Below are 14168 nucleotides of genomic sequence, written 5' to 3'. Positions count from 1 at the left end.
CACCACCAAGGTTTAGTCAATTACAACCTGCGGCAACACCCTGCTGACCCGCCGCAAACCGATACTGCCCCTTCCCTCCATGCTTGGCCTCATACATCGCCCCATCAGCCGCACGCATCAGCTCTTCCACCGTCGTCCCACTGGTGGGCAAGCAGGCGATACCGATACTGGCTCCCAGGAGGAAGTTCTCATGGTCGGCGCCCACCTGCGCTATCAACTTGTCGGCCACCGCGGCCGCGTCATCCGGGCTGTCGATGCCTTCGATAATGATGGTGAACTCATCGCCACCAATCCTGGCCAGTCGGTCGTAAGGCCTCAGACACCCTTTCAACTGGCCGCTGACCCAGCGCAGCGCCTCATCGCCGCGGTCATGGCCGAACTTGTCATTGATCTGCTTGAAGCCGTCCAGGTCCAGGTACAGCAACGCGCTCATCCTGCCGGTGCGCTGGTTGCGGGCGATGGCGGCCTGCAGCGCCTGCAGGAATCCCCTACGGTTGAGCTGCCCGGTCAGGGCATCGGTGATCGTCATGATTTCGAGCTGGCGATGCAGCTCGCGCACCGATGACATGTCCAGGGCCAGCAGCGTCATGGCGTCCTGCTCTTCAAGCAGTGGCGAGCAGGACAAGGCCACCGGGATCGTCTGGCCTTCGCGGTTGCGCAGGTTGGCGTCATGCAGGCGAAGGGTTTCGCCACTGTGAAAGTACTCCAGCCATACCGAGTCTTGCCAGGTGTCCTCATGGGGCGACTCAACCCAGGCGATCAACTCGCTGCCCTGCAATTCACTCTCGGAACAACCGAGCATGCGGGTGATCGCCGGATTGGCAAAGCGGATGCGGCCATCGCTGCCCACCACCAGGATGCCTTCGGCGGTATTGTTCAGGATCGACGCGTTGAAAGAACGCTCCTGTTCCAGTTGTTGCGTGGTCTGCAACAGCCCGCGTCGGTAGTGATCGTGTTCGAGCAGCACCCGAGCCTTGTGTAGCAGCATCGTCGGGTGCACCGGCTTGGTCATGAAGTCCACGGCGCCGGCAGCGTAACCCTGGTTGAGCACATCATCGGTCTGGCGCAGGCCCGAGATGAAGATGATCGGCGTGAATCGGGTAGTGGGATCGTCACGCATTCTGCGTGCAACCGCGAAACCATCCATGCCGGGCATCTGCACATCCATCAGCACCAGGCCGATTTTGCCGGTGGTCATGCACGCCAGCGCCTTGGCCCCGGAGTCGGCGCAGTGCACTGTCCGGTCGAGCTCTTCCAGCAGCTCCTGCATCTCCGCCAGGTTTTCCTCCTGGTCATCCACGACGAGGATTTCCAGCCGCTCAGCTTGCACTTGCAATACGCACCTCCATGTCTGTAATACCCGCTTCCATCAGGCAGGGCATACCACGCTAGCCAGGAAATGCCACTGTAGCTCGCTGCCGCCACGTATGCCAATTGCAGGCGTGACCGGTTCAGGCCCCGCCCACCTTTGCAGCAGGCGGGCAGCGCTTTTTCATCGCGGGTCCGACTGCTGCCCGAGGGATGAGGCGGTCACCTACAAGTCGGTGATTTCCTTGTGTCGCGGCACCAGTGTCTTCATCACGCTCCAGGCCACCAGGTAGGCCAGTGCACAGGCGGCAAACATGATCATGTAGCCGGTGCGGATATCGCCAACCAGTTTGTAGTGGTCGAACACCCAGCCGCCGATCTTGGTCAGCACGACCCCGCCAAAGCCACCCGCCATGCCGCCGATGCCAACCACGGAGCCAACGGCTTTTTTCGGAAACATGTCCGAGACAGTGGTGAAGATATTCGCCGACCAGGCCTGATGCGCCGAGGCGCCGATGCCGATCAGCACCACCGGCACCCAGAAACTGATGTGGCCGAACGGCTGCGCCAGCAGCACCACCAACGGAAAGAGCGCGATCACCAGCATGGCTTTCATGCGCCCGTCATAAGGCGCATCGCCCCGCGCCATGAAATAGCTGGGGAACCAGCCACCGCCAATACTGCCCACCATGGTCATGCTGTACAGCACCGTCAACGGCATCACAATCGCCGCGCCCTTCATGCCGTATTGCTCCGACAGGTAGGTCGGCAGCCAGAATAGGAAAAACCACCACACGCCATCGGTCATGAATTTGCCAAAGGCGAACGCCCAGGTCTGGCGGTACTTCAGCAACTGGAACCACGAGACCTTGCCGACGGGCGCCAATGGTTGTGCGCTGGCAACCAGCGGCACCTCCTGATCCATGCGGATGTAGCTCAGCTCCTGTGCGGACAGGCGTTTTTGCAGCTCCGGTTTCTTGTACAGCGCGATCCAGAAGGCCATCCAGATGAAGCCCAGCATGCCGATCACGATAAAGGCGGCTTCCCAACCCCACAGGCCGGCGATCAAGGGCACGCAGATTGGCGCCAGGATCGCGCCGATATTGGCGCCGGAGTTGAAAATCCCGGTGGCCAGGGAACGCTCTTTCTTCGGGAAGTATTCGGCGGTGACCTTGATCGCGGTCGGGAAATTGCCCGACTCGCCGATCGCCAGTACAGCGCGCGCCAGCATGAAGCCGGCGATCGAGACCGGGATGGCGGCCACACCGAACGCGGTACAGACAGCGGCGATCCCCTCACCCACCGGTACGGAAACGGCATGCATCACCGCCCCGCTCGACCAGATGCAAATCGCCACGATGAAACCTGCCTTGGAGCCGATCTTGTCGACCACACGACCGGCGAACAGCATGGAAATCGCGTACACGAACTGGAAGACAGCGGCGATATTGGCGTAGTCGGTATTGCTCCAGCCGAATTGCCTGGACAGGTCCGGTGCCAGCAGGCTCAGCACCTGGCGGTCGAGGTAATTGATGGTAGTGGCAAAGAACAACAGGGCGCAGATGGTCCAGCGGTATCTGCCGACGGTCTGGCTGACGCGTTGCGCGTTGATGGGTTCGTTCAGATTCATGGCGTCACTTTATTATTTTTGGGTTTGGAATCATTACTTATACGTCATCGTACAACAAATCAAAAGAGGCTGCATTTGTGATGACCTACAAAAAATGCCGTCCTCGTTCGGCCCTCGGCTCAAGCTTCTTAAGACTCCGAATCGCCTTTACAGGCCTTTGCGTTTCCGAGTGTTGACAAGGGTCGGAGGATGTTTTGATAATCGCCAAATTGTTGTACGACAACCTATAACGCTTCGGTGTCCAGCCCTTCCTCCTATCCGAACACCCACAACAACAAGGAAACATGATGAAGAACGTCAAGCTGGTTATTGGTTTTTTGTGTCTCTTGAGCGGTTACGCAGCGGCCGCATCGGCGCCAGGCGAAAAAGATGTGGCGGCAGCCGTGGACCAGTTGACCCAGGCCATGTGGCACAAGGACATTCCCAAGCTGCAAGCGCTGGCGGATGACAAACTGACCTATGGACACTCCAGCGGAAAGATCCAGGATAAGCAGGAATTTATCGCCGACATCGAGACCGGCAGAAGCGGTTTCAAGGAACTGAAGATGCTCAACCAGACCATCACCATGAATGGTGACGTGGCCCTGGTGCGCAACCATTTCTCGGCTCAGGCCATCAACAGCGGTGTGCTGGTGCCCACCGAAATCGAAAACTTCCAGATCTGGAAAAAACAGCACGGTGAGTGGAAGCTGATTGGTCGACAGGCTTTCCGTTTCTGAATCCAGGGCTCACAATAATTGTACATAAATTTATTTATGTACAATTATCCGACTGACTTCGCCGCCCTGTCGCCTGCGATGCCCTGAAACCGCTGTACATGCCTATTCGGCCTGGATCCTCATTGATGAGCACCACGCACCGGCTCTGCCTCGTTCTGGGCGACCAGTTGTCTTTTGACCTCGCCTCCCTGCAGGGCCTGGACACGGGGCACGATGCCGTGCTGATGGTCGAAGTGATGGAGGAAGCCAGCCATGTGCCTCATCACCCGCAAAAAATCGCGCTGATCTTCAGTGCCATGCGCCATTTCGCCAAGGCATTGCGGGAGCGCGGCGTGCGTGTGCACTACGTCGAGCTCGATGACCCGCTCAATACAGGGTCGGTGCCCGGCGAGTTGAGTCGCTGGCATTCGTTGCTCAAGCCACGTGAAGTGCACCTGACCGAGTGTGGCGACTGGCGTCTGGAGCAATCGCTCAAGGCCTGTGGCCTGACCATCGATTGGCATGTCGACTCGCGCTTTCTCTGTTCCCGCGCCGATTTCTCCCGCTGGGCGCAAGGCAAGAAGCAGTTGCGCATGGAGTTCTTCTACCGCGAGATGCGCCGCAGCAATGGTGTATTGCTCAATGGTGACGGCAGCCCGGTCGGTGGCGCCTGGAACTTCGATGCGCAAAACCGCAAGCCCTTGCCCAGGGGGTTGAGGCCTCCCGCGCCCGCGCGCTTCACGCCGGATGCAATCACTCGGGAGGTGCTGGCGCTGGTGGCCAAACACTTCTCCAGTCACTATGGAACCCTCGACACGTTCGACTATCCGGTCACCCACGATGACGCCCAGTCCTTGTGGCGTTACTTCCTCGACTGGGGACTGGCGGCGTTTGGCGACTATCAGGACGCCATGGCCAGCGATGAACCATTTCTGTTTCATGCCCGCATAAGCGCCGCGCTCAATATCGGACTGCTGGACCTTCGTCAGCTGTGCAGCGATGTGGAGTCAGCCTACTGGTCGGGTAGCATCGCGCTGAATGCCGCCGAAGGCTTTATCCGGCAACTGATCGGCTGGCGCGAGTATGTGCGGGGTGTCTACTGGCTGAAGATGCCGGATTACGCCGATGGAAACGTGTTCGGGAATACCCGGTCGCTGCCGGAGTTCTACTGGACCGGCGAAACGCAAATGAACTGCATGCGCCAGGCGATCGGCCAAAGCCTGGAGCATGCCTATGCCCACCATATCCAACGGCTGATGGTGACCGGCAACTTCGCCCTGCTGGCGGGTATTGCGCCCACTGAAATATGCGCCTGGTACCTGGCGATCTACATGGACGCCTTCGATTGGGTGGAACTGCCCAATACCCTGGGCATGGTCATGCACGCCGATGGCGGCTACCTGGGTTCCAAGCCCTATTGCGCCAGCGGCCAGTACATCAAGCGCATGTCCGATTACTGTCGTGGCTGTGCCTATAAGGTAAGTGAAAGCACCACCGAAGATGCCTGCCCCTTCAACTCGCTGTATTGGCACTTCCTGATGCGCCATAGTGATCGGTTGCGCGCTAATCAGCGCCTGGGCATGGTCTATAAAAACCTCGATCGGATGCCGGAATCCAAACAGCGGGCTCTTTTGCAACGTGGTCAGGCGTTGCTGGCCAGGCTGGATGAAGGCCAGTCAATTTGAAAATGCGCTGTCAGGCCTGCAAGCTGAGAGGCCCAGCTGTCCTAAGCGTTTTTATTATCTACGGTATTTCAATTTAATATAAAAAACTGTCATTTCTAACAGTCGACCCAGCACTGATCCAACGGTAATAGTGATCCGTCAGGCATGATTTTCGAGTGTAACAACCATCGCTTGTTTCGAGCGCCCTATTAACAACTCCATAGAACTTTACCCGACGATAAAATGCAGATCACGCTTAATGATGATCCGAGTACGACGGCTTCGGTTTATTTCAGGTCGGTTTTTGCCGGAAGACTCAACTACAAGGACATGAATTCCAGGGAGTGCTCGGTCGAGCTTTCAACGGTTACATACGTCACGGGGACGTTCGTCAAGGCGACGGGTGTTCGATGAGCCTTAGCTCAATCGCCCCATCAGGCGCGTGAAACGGCGGCGGTGTGACGAACACCGCCGCCCTCGCCCACCTCAGGCCGTCTGCATCTTCCCGCGCTGGGAACGAATCCACCAGAACTGCAGCGCGGCACCCACGACAAAAATGCCCAGCCACGCCGCCAATGCGCCCTGCACCAGGGGGGATTGAGGGCCATCCGCCAGCGGGTGAGCGGCAGGCAAGCGGGTCAGCGTCTCATTGATCCCCGGGACCAACAGCAGAAAGAAGCTGAACGTGAACCCAAACTGCGACAGATAGGGCCGCGCACGTCCCAGCAGGCGTATCCGTGGAATCACCAGGGCACCGGATATCGCCAGCAACGCCAGGATGCCCAGGGCATGGCCGGCATTGAAGCCGCCGGTGCTGGATAGGCCGAACGATGTCACTACCGACACGGCCAGGCCAATGAGGTACACCTTGGCGGAGCGGGTGGAGGGTTCGATTTTCTGGTAGCGGACATAGCTGTAGAGCCCTGCGACCAATGGCACCAGACTGATGGCGGTATGGCAGGCGCCCAGGACAGAAATGGGATGAGGCATGGGACATTGACTCCTTCTGAATACTCGGACCGCGCTGATGGCGAAATCCGTCGCTTAAGTTGACTACCAACTAGTTGGTAGGTTCTTCGGTGAAAAATTTTTGCCGCGTACGGCTCTCCTCCTGGAGCGGTCGGTTCGGAGACGCCGGCCTGTTGGTCGCTGTGCCTCTTCACCTAAAACAACCTACTAGTTGGTAGGTTGTTTTGCAAGCCGCCAGTGGACGAACGGACGGTGCCCGGCGCCCTCCTCTTTACTGCGTGATGACAAGCCTTTCGATAAGTGGCCGGGTGATTGCCCCGAACATCTTGGGATCGCCATAGGCGCGAGCGGACAGCATGGCGCCATGCACCGTGGCCATGAAGGTCTCGGCTTCGGCGCGGGCGTCGCAGGACAGCGCCAGGGTGCCCTGCTTTGCTCCGCGCTCCATGACGGACGTCAGCCAGGCAGAAAGCGAGCGAAAATGAGCCCTCACCGCCAGCGCCACTTCCTGGGGCAGGACAGGCATCTGGCTTGCCAGCAAGGCGCACACACAAAAGCCCTTCGCCGCATCGTCGATGCAGCCCAGCCAGTAATCGTTATAGGCACGCAACTGGTCCACGGGATTGGGGAAATGCCGTTCCAGCGCGGCGATGCCGGCTTCGGCCTCTTCGCGATACTGCGCCACCAGCGCGAGGACCAGGTCCACTTTCGTGGCGAAATGATGGTGGATGCTGGCCTTGCGGATCCCCACGGATTCGGAGATGTCCGCGTAGCTGAAACCACTGTAGCCGCCGGTAATGATCAGCGTACGGGCGCAGTGGAGGATTTCATGATAGGTGCTGGATCGATTGTTCATTCAGCAAACCTACCTTCTAGTAGGCTGGCAGTCAACCCTGTGCAGTTGGTCCTGACTCAGGACTGTTCGCATCGAGGGATTGACATCAAACATGATGGTCATCATGCTTTGTCTCGAAGCATGATGATCGTCATGCTTCATCGCTACATAACATGATGGCCATCATGGATGCGTTGACAGATTTTCGCTCTCCCCTTTTTTGTCTGATGCTTCAGGAGAAACTCATGAACACCTATCTGGTAACAGGTGCCACCGGCGCCACCGGTGCTCCCACGGTCAAATATCTGCTTGAAAACGGCCATCGCGTGAATGCCTTTGTTCATCGTGAAGATGAGCGCTCGCAGAAACTGAGGGATCTGGGGGCAACCATCTTTGTTGGCGATGCGCTGAAACTGAAGGACCTGCGCCCGGCCATGAAAGGTGTCGACGGTGCCTACTTCGTCTACCCCCTGGGCAATGGCCTGGTGGAAGCGGCTGCGATCTTCGCCCAAGCCGCGAAGGAAGAAGGCGTGAAGATCATCGCCAACATGTCCCACAAGCAATCGCGCCCTGATGCCCGCAGCCAGACGACCCTCAATCACTGGCTGTCGGAGCAGGTCTTCAGTTGGTCCGGCGTGCCGACCACCCACTTGCGTGTCACCTTTTTTGCCCAGTGGATGCTCTACATTGCGCCACTGATCCGCGCCGGCGTGTACCTGACCCCGTTCGACGCGGACAGCCGCTTTGCGCCTATCGCCACTCGCGATATCGCAAAAATCATTGCCGGCGTCCTGACCAATCCCGAGCCTCATGCGAACAAGGCCTACGTGCTGAACGGGCCCATCGAGTACAGCCATAAGGAACTGGTCGGCGTCCTGGCGGACACCCTGGGTAAAGAGGTACGTTTCCAGCAGGTTTCACCGCAAGAGTTTGTCAAAACCCTGGGCCTGGACGCCGATCCGGCCTACGTGACCCACTTTACCGCGGTGAAAGTCGACCAGCAGGAAAAGCGTCTGGAAGGCCTGGATGACATCGGCACGCAGATCATCGGTGGTCCGCTGCAGACCCCTGCTGAATTCATCGCGGAACATCGTGATGTGTTGAGCTGACACCGACACCGGAAATCGGGCTGGGACGGCCATCCGGCTGTTCCAGCCCGACACGCTCATGGACTCTGGCATGATGGTCGTCATGCTTCCGCTGACTCATCCCGATGGGTACACTCTTCCCTTCAGTCTTTATTGGATCTACGGGACCACCATGCGCTACCCCGCTGAAGAAACAGCAGAAAAGCACCGGAGGATTTTGCAGCAGGCATCGATCCTGTTTCGCGAACGGGGGTTTTCTGGTGTCAGCCTCAGTGAAATCATGAAGGCCACGGGGCTGACCCATGGCGCGTTCTATAACCACTTCGAGTCAAAGGACGACCTGATCGCGAAGAGTTTGTGTGACGCCTCAGCCAGAACCCTTGCCCCGCTGCAAGCCGCGCAAGAGTCGACTGAGCTGATGCAGCATTACATCCAGGAGTATCTGAGCGAGGCGCATCGCGACGACATGGGCAATGGTTGCCTGATGGCCGCTCTGGGATCGGAAATTGCCAAAGAGCCGTTGGTTCGTCCTACCTTCACTCGCCATATCAAGCGTGTTCTCGAGAGTATGACGCTGCCCTTCGCCAAGGCGAAAAAGCGCCATGCCCGTCGCCAGGCCATTCACCAGGTTTCCAGCATGGTGGGGGCCATCATCCTGGCCCGCGCGGTAGACGATCCGGAGCTGGCCGAAGAAATCCTGCGTGAGGTCCGCACGGCGCTCAGTTGATTGGGCGCTGTTTTCAACGGATTGGAGCATAAGCTCTAAAGCTCGTCGGAAAACAGTCGATAGCCTGGATTCAACCCTCACTCATGGAAGCAGTGACATGCAAATCACCAACAGCCCCCTGCCCATCCTGAACACTGACGGCAATCGGTCGCCGATTACGCTCCCCCCTTCCAGCACCCCGCCGCCACCTTTGACCGATGCCCAGAAAGAAGCACTGCAAAAGCTGCGGGACCAATTGAAGAATCCGGTGACTCCACCGGTAGTGGAAACCCCGAAAAAAACCTCGCTGATCGACGAAGTCGTCTAAAGCATTGCACCCGGCGGACACGGCTGCGCTATCGCCGGTCCGCTTCCTGTTCGTCAGCCGGGCATCCCTGCCGCCAGTTTGGCGCCCTTCAGGAATCGATCGATCAGCGGATTGACCTCGGTCGGATTCTCCAGCGCCGCCAGGTGCGCGGTTCGTTCAATCACGACAAATTCAGCGCCCGGAATGGCTTGTGCCATGGCTCGGGTTTCGCTGACGGCGAATGTACGATCTTCTCTCCCCGCCACCACCAGAACCGGCGATGTGACGGCTGCCATGAGTGTGCGCTGATCCGGTCGATCGGGAACCACGCTGGCGACTGCCCAGGCGATCGAGTCGACATCGCATTGACTCAATGCCTGGTGGATCTGGCTGATGACCTGCGGCCGTTGCTTCTCACTGGTAGGGCCGACAAACGCCCGCGTTGCAACGCCGACCATGACGCCGCGAAATCCGCCCAGCAGCCGGATCACCCGAGCCAGCAACGGAAACTCCAGGCGATGCCGCCAGCCCGCCGCTGATGCGGTGCAGTTCATCAATATAACGGCACCGACTCTGCCGGGGTGCATTGCCGCAAGCGTGCCCCCGATCATGCCGCCCCACGAGTTGCCGACGAAATGGGCTTTCGCGATGCCCAGGCCGTCGAGCACCTGGACAACGCTCTGCGCGCATTCGGCGAAGGTGAAGGCCCGCGTCAGCTTTTCACTGTCACCGTGGCCCGGCGGGTCGATCAGGATGACCTGATGGCTCTGGCTGAAGTGGTGCACCTGGGCCATCCACATACGGCCGCTCATCAGCAGGCTGGACCAGAACACGATCGCCTCGCCCTGCCCGACACTGCGTACCCGCAAGCGACCGAGGCAGGTGGGGATGTCTTGAGCCTGAAGATCTTCATACGCAATCAGTGGCATAGAGTGCTCATCAATGGACGGTCATTGGAGGCTCAGCCTATACCCGTCTGGCCGAGGGCGGCGTTATCGGGCGCTATCACCAGGAGTGATGCTTTCCAGGACCCTGCTGGCACGTTCGCGGGAGCCTGTCTAACCTCTCTCCAGGGAAGCCGGCGCGCAGGCGTGGCTCAGCGTAATACAACCGGGAAGAGGCTTGACCGTGAGCAAACAAGACACCGCTTTCTGCAGTCTCCTGAATGAAATCGCCCAGGGCAAAAACGAGATCAGGGAACCCGCCGAAGTCGATACGCTGGAACAGTTGATCAGCTTCGACTACGCACAAGCCGTAGCCCATGTGGGAACTCAGCAGTTGGCCTACAGCGATGTGCGAATGACGGCGATGGGCAGTGCCTTTCTGAGCGTATGCAATGCCGCGCAGCATCCCGTCAGATGACGGGCTGATGGCGTCGAACCCACCGTTTCGCCTACCTCACTCCAAACGGCTTCCCCGCAGATACCCAAGCGCCTGCTCCGTGCTCCACAGGGCATTGGCGATATACCGGTAGTTGATCAATGCCGCCAGGTAGCCATCGCCTTCCGGTGTGGTCGGTCCGGCGGTGGCGTCACGGACCACGGCCACTTCGAAACCGAGTTCGAGCAGTTCCCGCAGGTGCGATTCAACGCACAGGTTCGCCGCCATGCCGGCCAGGATGACCTGCGAGACGCCATGCTTGCGCAGTTGCAGTGCCAGGTCGTTGGTTTCCGGGCCGTAGACTTTATGCGGTGAAGCGATAAGGGTCTTGCCGTCGAGAATGTAGGACTTGTACTCGGGCATGAAGTCGGCACCGGAGTTCTCGAAGCCGTCGAGTGTCAGCGGTCCCTTGCGGTCGAACATGCCGATGCTGTGCATGACCTTTTCCAGCGGCCCGCCGAAATGCCAGTCGTGGTCGCACGGATAGTAATAGTGCGGGGATACGGCAACGGTGATGCCGGCAGCCTTGGCCGCGCCGAACAACTGGCCGATATGCTTGACGGTGTCGTGCTCGACAATGCTCTTGCCGAACACCGGCCAGCTGACGCCTTCGGGGCTGAGGAAATCGATCTGCGGATCGATGACCACCAGGGCCGCGCGGCGAAGGTCGAGCCGCATGCCGGGATCGGGCAAGGCCGGGTCGGTCGGGTCGGCATACGGTGAGGTGCTCTGGGGTGAAGGGTTGTTCATGGCGCTGGACTCCGTTCGACTATAGGGATTTACTCGTCGCGCCGTGGCATCCGTTAGGGTGGCTGTCTGCCAGCGGCGAGAACTTCATCCTATGGCCGCGCATGCCCGGGCTTTTGCCAGGACGTGCAGAGTCTTTACCCGGTCGTCTCCATCATGGATATCCTCTCCGAGTTCTTCGAGCGCACGCACCTCCAGGGCCGGCTGTTCTTTTCCGGACAGGTGGATGGCACCCTGGTGCTCGACAAGCCGCCGGGCATGGCGTTTATCCATGTCATCAGCAAGGGCCATATCGACCTGGTGCAGCCCGGGCTGCCGAAGCTATCGATTACCGAGCCCAGCGTGCTGTTCTGTCCGAGCAGTTGCCGTTACCAGTTGCGCTCAAGCTCGGCGCAGGGGGCGGAGTTGATCTGCGCCTCGTTCCGGTTCGGGCGCAATTCGTTGCAGCCCTTCCCGCTCGGGCTCAAGGAAACGCTGGTATTTCCCATCAGCGGCCTGGAAAACCTGGCTCCGGTGATCGCTACGCTGCTCGGCGAATTCGAGGAACAGGCCCCTGGCAGGACCAAGGCCCTCAATCTGTTGCTCGAATTCATTTTCGTGTTGTTGGTGCGGCGAGCGGTCAAGGAGCAGAAGATTTCCAGCGGCTTGCTCTATGCCCTGCAGGATGGGCGTCTTGGCGCGGTGTTCAATCGGATTCACCAGGAACCCGAAGCGCCCTGGACCGTCGGGCAACTGGCGGCGCTGGCGAATATGTCGCGGTCGAAATTCTCGGCGTGCTTCACCCGGATCATGGGCGTCTCGCCAATGGGTTATGTCACCGCCTGGCGGATGAAGGTCGCCCAGGAACTGCTGCGCGAAGGGGTGCAGATCAAGGTGATCGCCGCGTCGGTCGGCTACAGCTCGCAAGCCTCGTTCTCCAGGACCTTTGTCAGCGTGGTCGGCGCGCCACCCGCCGAATGGCTCAAGCGCGACAACAGCGGGGAGGACCCGCTGCTGTCAGTGCAGGTGCAACCGCATGAGTAGCCGATGATTACCGGCGCTTGGCAATCTCTTCCAGGAAGGCCTGGGTCGTGCCTTGCGCAGAGGCCGGGTTCTGGCCGGTGACCAGGTTGCCATCGACGACAACGTAGGAAGTCCAGGGCGCGCCGGCCTGGTACTGCGCGCCGGCGGCTACCAGGCGATCTTCCAGCAGCCAGGGAGCATTGGCGGCCAGGCCGGTCTGGGTTTCCTCGGTATTGCTGAAGCCGGTGAGCTTGCGCCCCTTGAATGGCCAGGACCGGGCGTCGCCGGCGGCCAGGAATGCCGCGCAGCCATGGCACAGCGCCCCGACAACCTTGCGCGGATCGGCAAGTGCCGCGGTCAGCAGGCGACCTGCCGCCTCATTCACTGCCAGGTCCTGCATGGGACCGTGGCCGCCAGGCACGAGAATGGCGTCGTAGTCGGCAAGGTCGATGTCTTCCAGGCGTTTCGGCGCACGCAGAAGCTGGGCGTGCCTGTGCAGATAGTCCGTCAGTTCGGCGACCTTGGCCGCATCACCGCCGTTCACGTCGAGGGAGAGACTCAGCTCGTCCGCCACGGCTGGGGCACCGCCCGGCGTGGCGAGGCTGATGTTGGCCCCGGCCGCGCTGAGCAGGCGATGAGGCGTGATGAATTCCTCGCCCCAGAAACCGGTGGGACGCTGGAGGCCATTCAACTGGCTCCAGGTGGTTGCGCTGGAAAGAATCATGAGTACGGAAGGCATGGATATTCCTTGGGTTGAACGTCAGTTATCGACGTCAACGAGTATGGAATCGCCGCCCAGGGGTAACAATGAACGCCTCCCGAGTTGAGAATTCCACTTTCAGGAATGCCGTCGCGGCCCCTACATCAGATCAGCTTCGCTCCCCAGAGCCTCAAGGAGCCTGTTGTAGACCAGCCTGACCCTGGCCGGAACCGGAGATTGCTGCGAGCGGTAGACATACAGGCTGATCGGCTTCGGTGCGTCGGACTCCAGGGCCGTGACCAGCCGCCCGGCGCGGATATGAGGCAATGCCAGGTGGCCGGCGATCTGGCCGAAGCCCAGTCCCGAGAGCACGGCCTGGCATTCGCTTTCCGGATCGTTGGTGATAAACGCCGGCGCCGGGGCAATGAACTGGCGGTTTTCGCTGAACTTCCAGGGCCACGGGCGCCCGGTATTGCCGTCGATCATCAGGGTGAGCGGTTTGTGCTGGAGGTCGTCGACCGCCTTCGGCAAACCGACGCGAGACACCAGTTCGGGGGAGCCGACCACATACAGAAAGGCCTTGGCCACTTCGCGCGCGACAAAGCGGCTATCGCGCATCGGGCCTATGCGAATACCTACATCGATCTGTTCCTCGACCACGTCGGCGATCACGTCGGACAGCCGCAAATCAAGGACCAGGCCGGGATGTTCGCGCAGCAGCGGGGCCAGTGCATCGACCACGAACTGGCGGCCCAGGGAGCCGGGGGCCGCCAGGCGCACCACTCCGTGGTGATCGGAAGCGGCCCGCAGATCCGAACGGTGATACAGGGCATCCACCCCGCTCACCGCCATTCGCGCACGCTCGACCAACTGCACGCCAAAGGTACTGAGTTGAACACCGCGCGTGCTGCGATGAAACAGCAGTTCGCCCAATTCGTCCTCGAATTCGCGAATGACCCGGGTGACCACCTGGGGCGATACCCCCAGTTTTGTCGCGGCCTCGCGAAAGTTGGCCGAATCCGCCGCGACCACAAAAATACGCAAGCCTTCCAATCTGTTTTTCAAACGCCGCTCCAGAAAATTCGACGCCAGCGTTTTCGACAAGGCCACATCCAGGGCTTGGCGGATGTGGCC

The 14168-nt window shown here is 59.8% G+C and carries 15 protein-coding genes; 7 read left to right on the top strand and 8 right to left on the bottom strand.

Going from position 1 to position 14168, the window contains the following annotated elements:
* Nucleotides 1–16: 16 nt before the first annotated feature.
* Together ACL9RJ_RS02530 and ACL9RJ_RS02525 are read right to left on the bottom strand one after the other, a co-directional pair.
* On the bottom strand, nucleotides 17–1330 hold the full coding sequence (locus tag ACL9RJ_RS02530) for a diguanylate cyclase domain-containing protein (protein WP_422764938.1): 1314 nt from the start codon (nucleotides 1328–1330) through the stop codon (nucleotides 17–19).
* 204 nt (nucleotides 1331–1534) lie between these two features.
* On the bottom strand, nucleotides 1535–2938 hold the full coding sequence (locus ACL9RJ_RS02525; RefSeq protein WP_422764832.1) for an MFS transporter: 1404 nt from the start codon (nucleotides 2936–2938) through the stop codon (nucleotides 1535–1537).
* A 287-nt stretch (nucleotides 2939–3225) separates the two neighbouring features.
* Here ACL9RJ_RS02525 and ACL9RJ_RS02520 point away from each other — a divergent pair, with 287 nt between their 5' ends.
* Together ACL9RJ_RS02520 and ACL9RJ_RS02515 are read left to right on the top strand one after the other, a co-directional pair.
* Entirely contained in the window at nucleotides 3226–3657 is a 432-nt protein-coding gene (locus tag ACL9RJ_RS02520; RefSeq protein WP_017128358.1) for a nuclear transport factor 2 family protein, read from the top strand.
* 125 nt (nucleotides 3658–3782) lie between these two features.
* On the top strand, nucleotides 3783–5321 hold the full coding sequence (locus ACL9RJ_RS02515; RefSeq protein WP_422764831.1) for a cryptochrome/photolyase family protein: 1539 nt from the start codon (nucleotides 3783–3785) through the stop codon (nucleotides 5319–5321).
* A 465-nt stretch (nucleotides 5322–5786) separates the two neighbouring features.
* On the opposite strand, the gene ACL9RJ_RS02510 is transcribed toward ACL9RJ_RS02515, so the two are convergent.
* Together ACL9RJ_RS02510 and ACL9RJ_RS02505 are read right to left on the bottom strand one after the other, a co-directional pair.
* Complete coding sequence (locus ACL9RJ_RS02510) at nucleotides 5787–6290, bottom strand: hypothetical protein (protein WP_177107511.1); 504 nt, start codon at nucleotides 6288–6290, stop codon at nucleotides 5787–5789.
* A gap of 250 nt (nucleotides 6291–6540) precedes the next feature.
* Entirely contained in the window at nucleotides 6541–7125 is a 585-nt protein-coding gene (locus ACL9RJ_RS02505; protein WP_017128360.1) for a TetR/AcrR family transcriptional regulator, read from the bottom strand.
* 224 nt (nucleotides 7126–7349) lie between these two features.
* On the opposite strand from ACL9RJ_RS02505, the gene ACL9RJ_RS02500 reads away from it, so the two are divergent.
* The 3 genes from ACL9RJ_RS02500 to ACL9RJ_RS02490 all read left to right on the top strand — a co-directional run bounded on the left by ACL9RJ_RS02500 (nucleotide 7350) and on the right by ACL9RJ_RS02490 (nucleotide 9226).
* A complete protein-coding gene (locus tag ACL9RJ_RS02500; RefSeq protein ID WP_422764830.1) occupies nucleotides 7350–8213 on the top strand; it encodes an NmrA family NAD(P)-binding protein in 864 nt (287 codons plus the stop codon).
* Between the two features lie 70 nt (nucleotides 8214–8283).
* Nucleotides 8284–8919, top strand: a complete 636-nt coding sequence (locus ACL9RJ_RS02495; RefSeq protein ID WP_017128362.1) for a TetR/AcrR family transcriptional regulator — start codon at nucleotides 8284–8286, stop codon at nucleotides 8917–8919.
* Nucleotides 8920–9016: 97 nt separating this feature from the next.
* Nucleotides 9017–9226, top strand: a complete 210-nt coding sequence (locus ACL9RJ_RS02490; protein WP_017128363.1) for a hypothetical protein — start codon at nucleotides 9017–9019, stop codon at nucleotides 9224–9226.
* Between the two features lie 53 nt (nucleotides 9227–9279).
* Here ACL9RJ_RS02490 and ACL9RJ_RS02485 read toward each other — a convergent pair whose 3' ends face one another.
* The gene (locus tag ACL9RJ_RS02485) at nucleotides 9280–10134 is read right to left on the bottom strand and encodes an alpha/beta fold hydrolase (RefSeq protein ID WP_178989844.1); all 855 of its coding nucleotides are present in this window, start codon (nucleotides 10132–10134) and stop codon (nucleotides 9280–9282) included.
* A gap of 199 nt (nucleotides 10135–10333) precedes the next feature.
* On the opposite strand from ACL9RJ_RS02485, the gene ACL9RJ_RS02480 reads away from it, so the two are divergent.
* On the top strand, nucleotides 10334–10567 hold the full coding sequence (locus tag ACL9RJ_RS02480; protein ID WP_146049187.1) for a hypothetical protein: 234 nt from the start codon (nucleotides 10334–10336) through the stop codon (nucleotides 10565–10567).
* A 36-nt stretch (nucleotides 10568–10603) separates the two neighbouring features.
* Here the strand turns inward: ACL9RJ_RS02480 and ACL9RJ_RS02475 are convergent, their stop codons facing one another.
* Nucleotides 10604–11335 carry a cysteine hydrolase family protein gene (locus ACL9RJ_RS02475; RefSeq protein WP_422764829.1) on the bottom strand — a complete coding sequence of 244 codons (732 nt, stop codon included), beginning with the start codon at nucleotides 11333–11335 and terminating at the stop codon, nucleotides 10604–10606.
* Between the two features lie 153 nt (nucleotides 11336–11488).
* Here ACL9RJ_RS02475 and ACL9RJ_RS02470 point away from each other — a divergent pair, with 153 nt between their 5' ends.
* The gene (locus tag ACL9RJ_RS02470; RefSeq protein WP_177065542.1) at nucleotides 11489–12355 is read left to right on the top strand and encodes an AraC family transcriptional regulator; all 867 of its coding nucleotides are present in this window, start codon (nucleotides 11489–11491) and stop codon (nucleotides 12353–12355) included.
* A 7-nt stretch (nucleotides 12356–12362) separates the two neighbouring features.
* Here ACL9RJ_RS02470 and ACL9RJ_RS02465 read toward each other — a convergent pair whose 3' ends face one another.
* Nucleotides 12363–13073: a type 1 glutamine amidotransferase domain-containing protein gene (locus ACL9RJ_RS02465; protein WP_177065544.1), complete on the bottom strand. Its 711-nt coding sequence runs from the start codon at nucleotides 13071–13073 to the stop codon at nucleotides 12363–12365.
* Between the two features lie 120 nt (nucleotides 13074–13193).
* On the bottom strand, nucleotides 13194–14099 hold the full coding sequence (locus ACL9RJ_RS02460; protein ID WP_042936529.1) for a LysR family transcriptional regulator: 906 nt from the start codon (nucleotides 14097–14099) through the stop codon (nucleotides 13194–13196).
* Nucleotides 14100–14168 lie beyond the last annotated feature (69 nt).

Origin of the sequence: Pseudomonas sp. Mn2068 (genome assembly GCF_049319725.1) — a bacterium.
Taxonomy (GTDB): Bacteria; Pseudomonadota; Gammaproteobacteria; order Pseudomonadales; family Pseudomonadaceae; genus Aquipseudomonas; species Aquipseudomonas gingeri.
This window is presented reverse-complemented; position numbering and strand designations above follow the sequence as displayed.

Bases quoted from the DNA above. Each gene is read 5' to 3' on its own strand.
- ACL9RJ_RS02525 (WP_422764832.1), bottom strand. From the start codon at position 2,938: ATGAATCTGAACGAACCCATCAACGCGCAACGCGTCAGCCAGACCGTC.
- ACL9RJ_RS02520 (WP_017128358.1), top strand. From the start codon at position 3,226: ATGAAGAACGTCAAGCTGGTTATTGGTTTTTTGTGTCTCTTGAGCGGT.
- ACL9RJ_RS02515 (WP_422764831.1), top strand. From the start codon at position 3,783: ATGAGCACCACGCACCGGCTCTGCCTCGTTCTGGGCGACCAGTTGTCT.
- ACL9RJ_RS02510 (WP_177107511.1), bottom strand. From the start codon at position 6,290: ATGCCTCATCCCATTTCTGTCCTGGGCGCCTGCCATACCGCCATCAGT.
- ACL9RJ_RS02505 (WP_017128360.1), bottom strand. From the start codon at position 7,125: ATGAACAATCGATCCAGCACCTATCATGAAATCCTCCACTGCGCCCGT.
- ACL9RJ_RS02500 (WP_422764830.1), top strand. From the start codon at position 7,350: ATGAACACCTATCTGGTAACAGGTGCCACCGGCGCCACCGGTGCTCCC.
- ACL9RJ_RS02495 (WP_017128362.1), top strand. From the start codon at position 8,284: ATGATGGTCGTCATGCTTCCGCTGACTCATCCCGATGGGTACACTCTT.
- ACL9RJ_RS02490 (WP_017128363.1), top strand. From the start codon at position 9,017: ATGCAAATCACCAACAGCCCCCTGCCCATCCTGAACACTGACGGCAAT.
- ACL9RJ_RS02485 (WP_178989844.1), bottom strand. From the start codon at position 10,134: ATGCCACTGATTGCGTATGAAGATCTTCAGGCTCAAGACATCCCCACC.
- ACL9RJ_RS02475 (WP_422764829.1), bottom strand. From the start codon at position 11,335: ATGAACAACCCTTCACCCCAGAGCACCTCACCGTATGCCGACCCGACC.
- ACL9RJ_RS02470 (WP_177065542.1), top strand. From the start codon at position 11,489: ATGGATATCCTCTCCGAGTTCTTCGAGCGCACGCACCTCCAGGGCCGG.
- ACL9RJ_RS02465 (WP_177065544.1), bottom strand. From the start codon at position 13,073: ATGCCTTCCGTACTCATGATTCTTTCCAGCGCAACCACCTGGAGCCAG.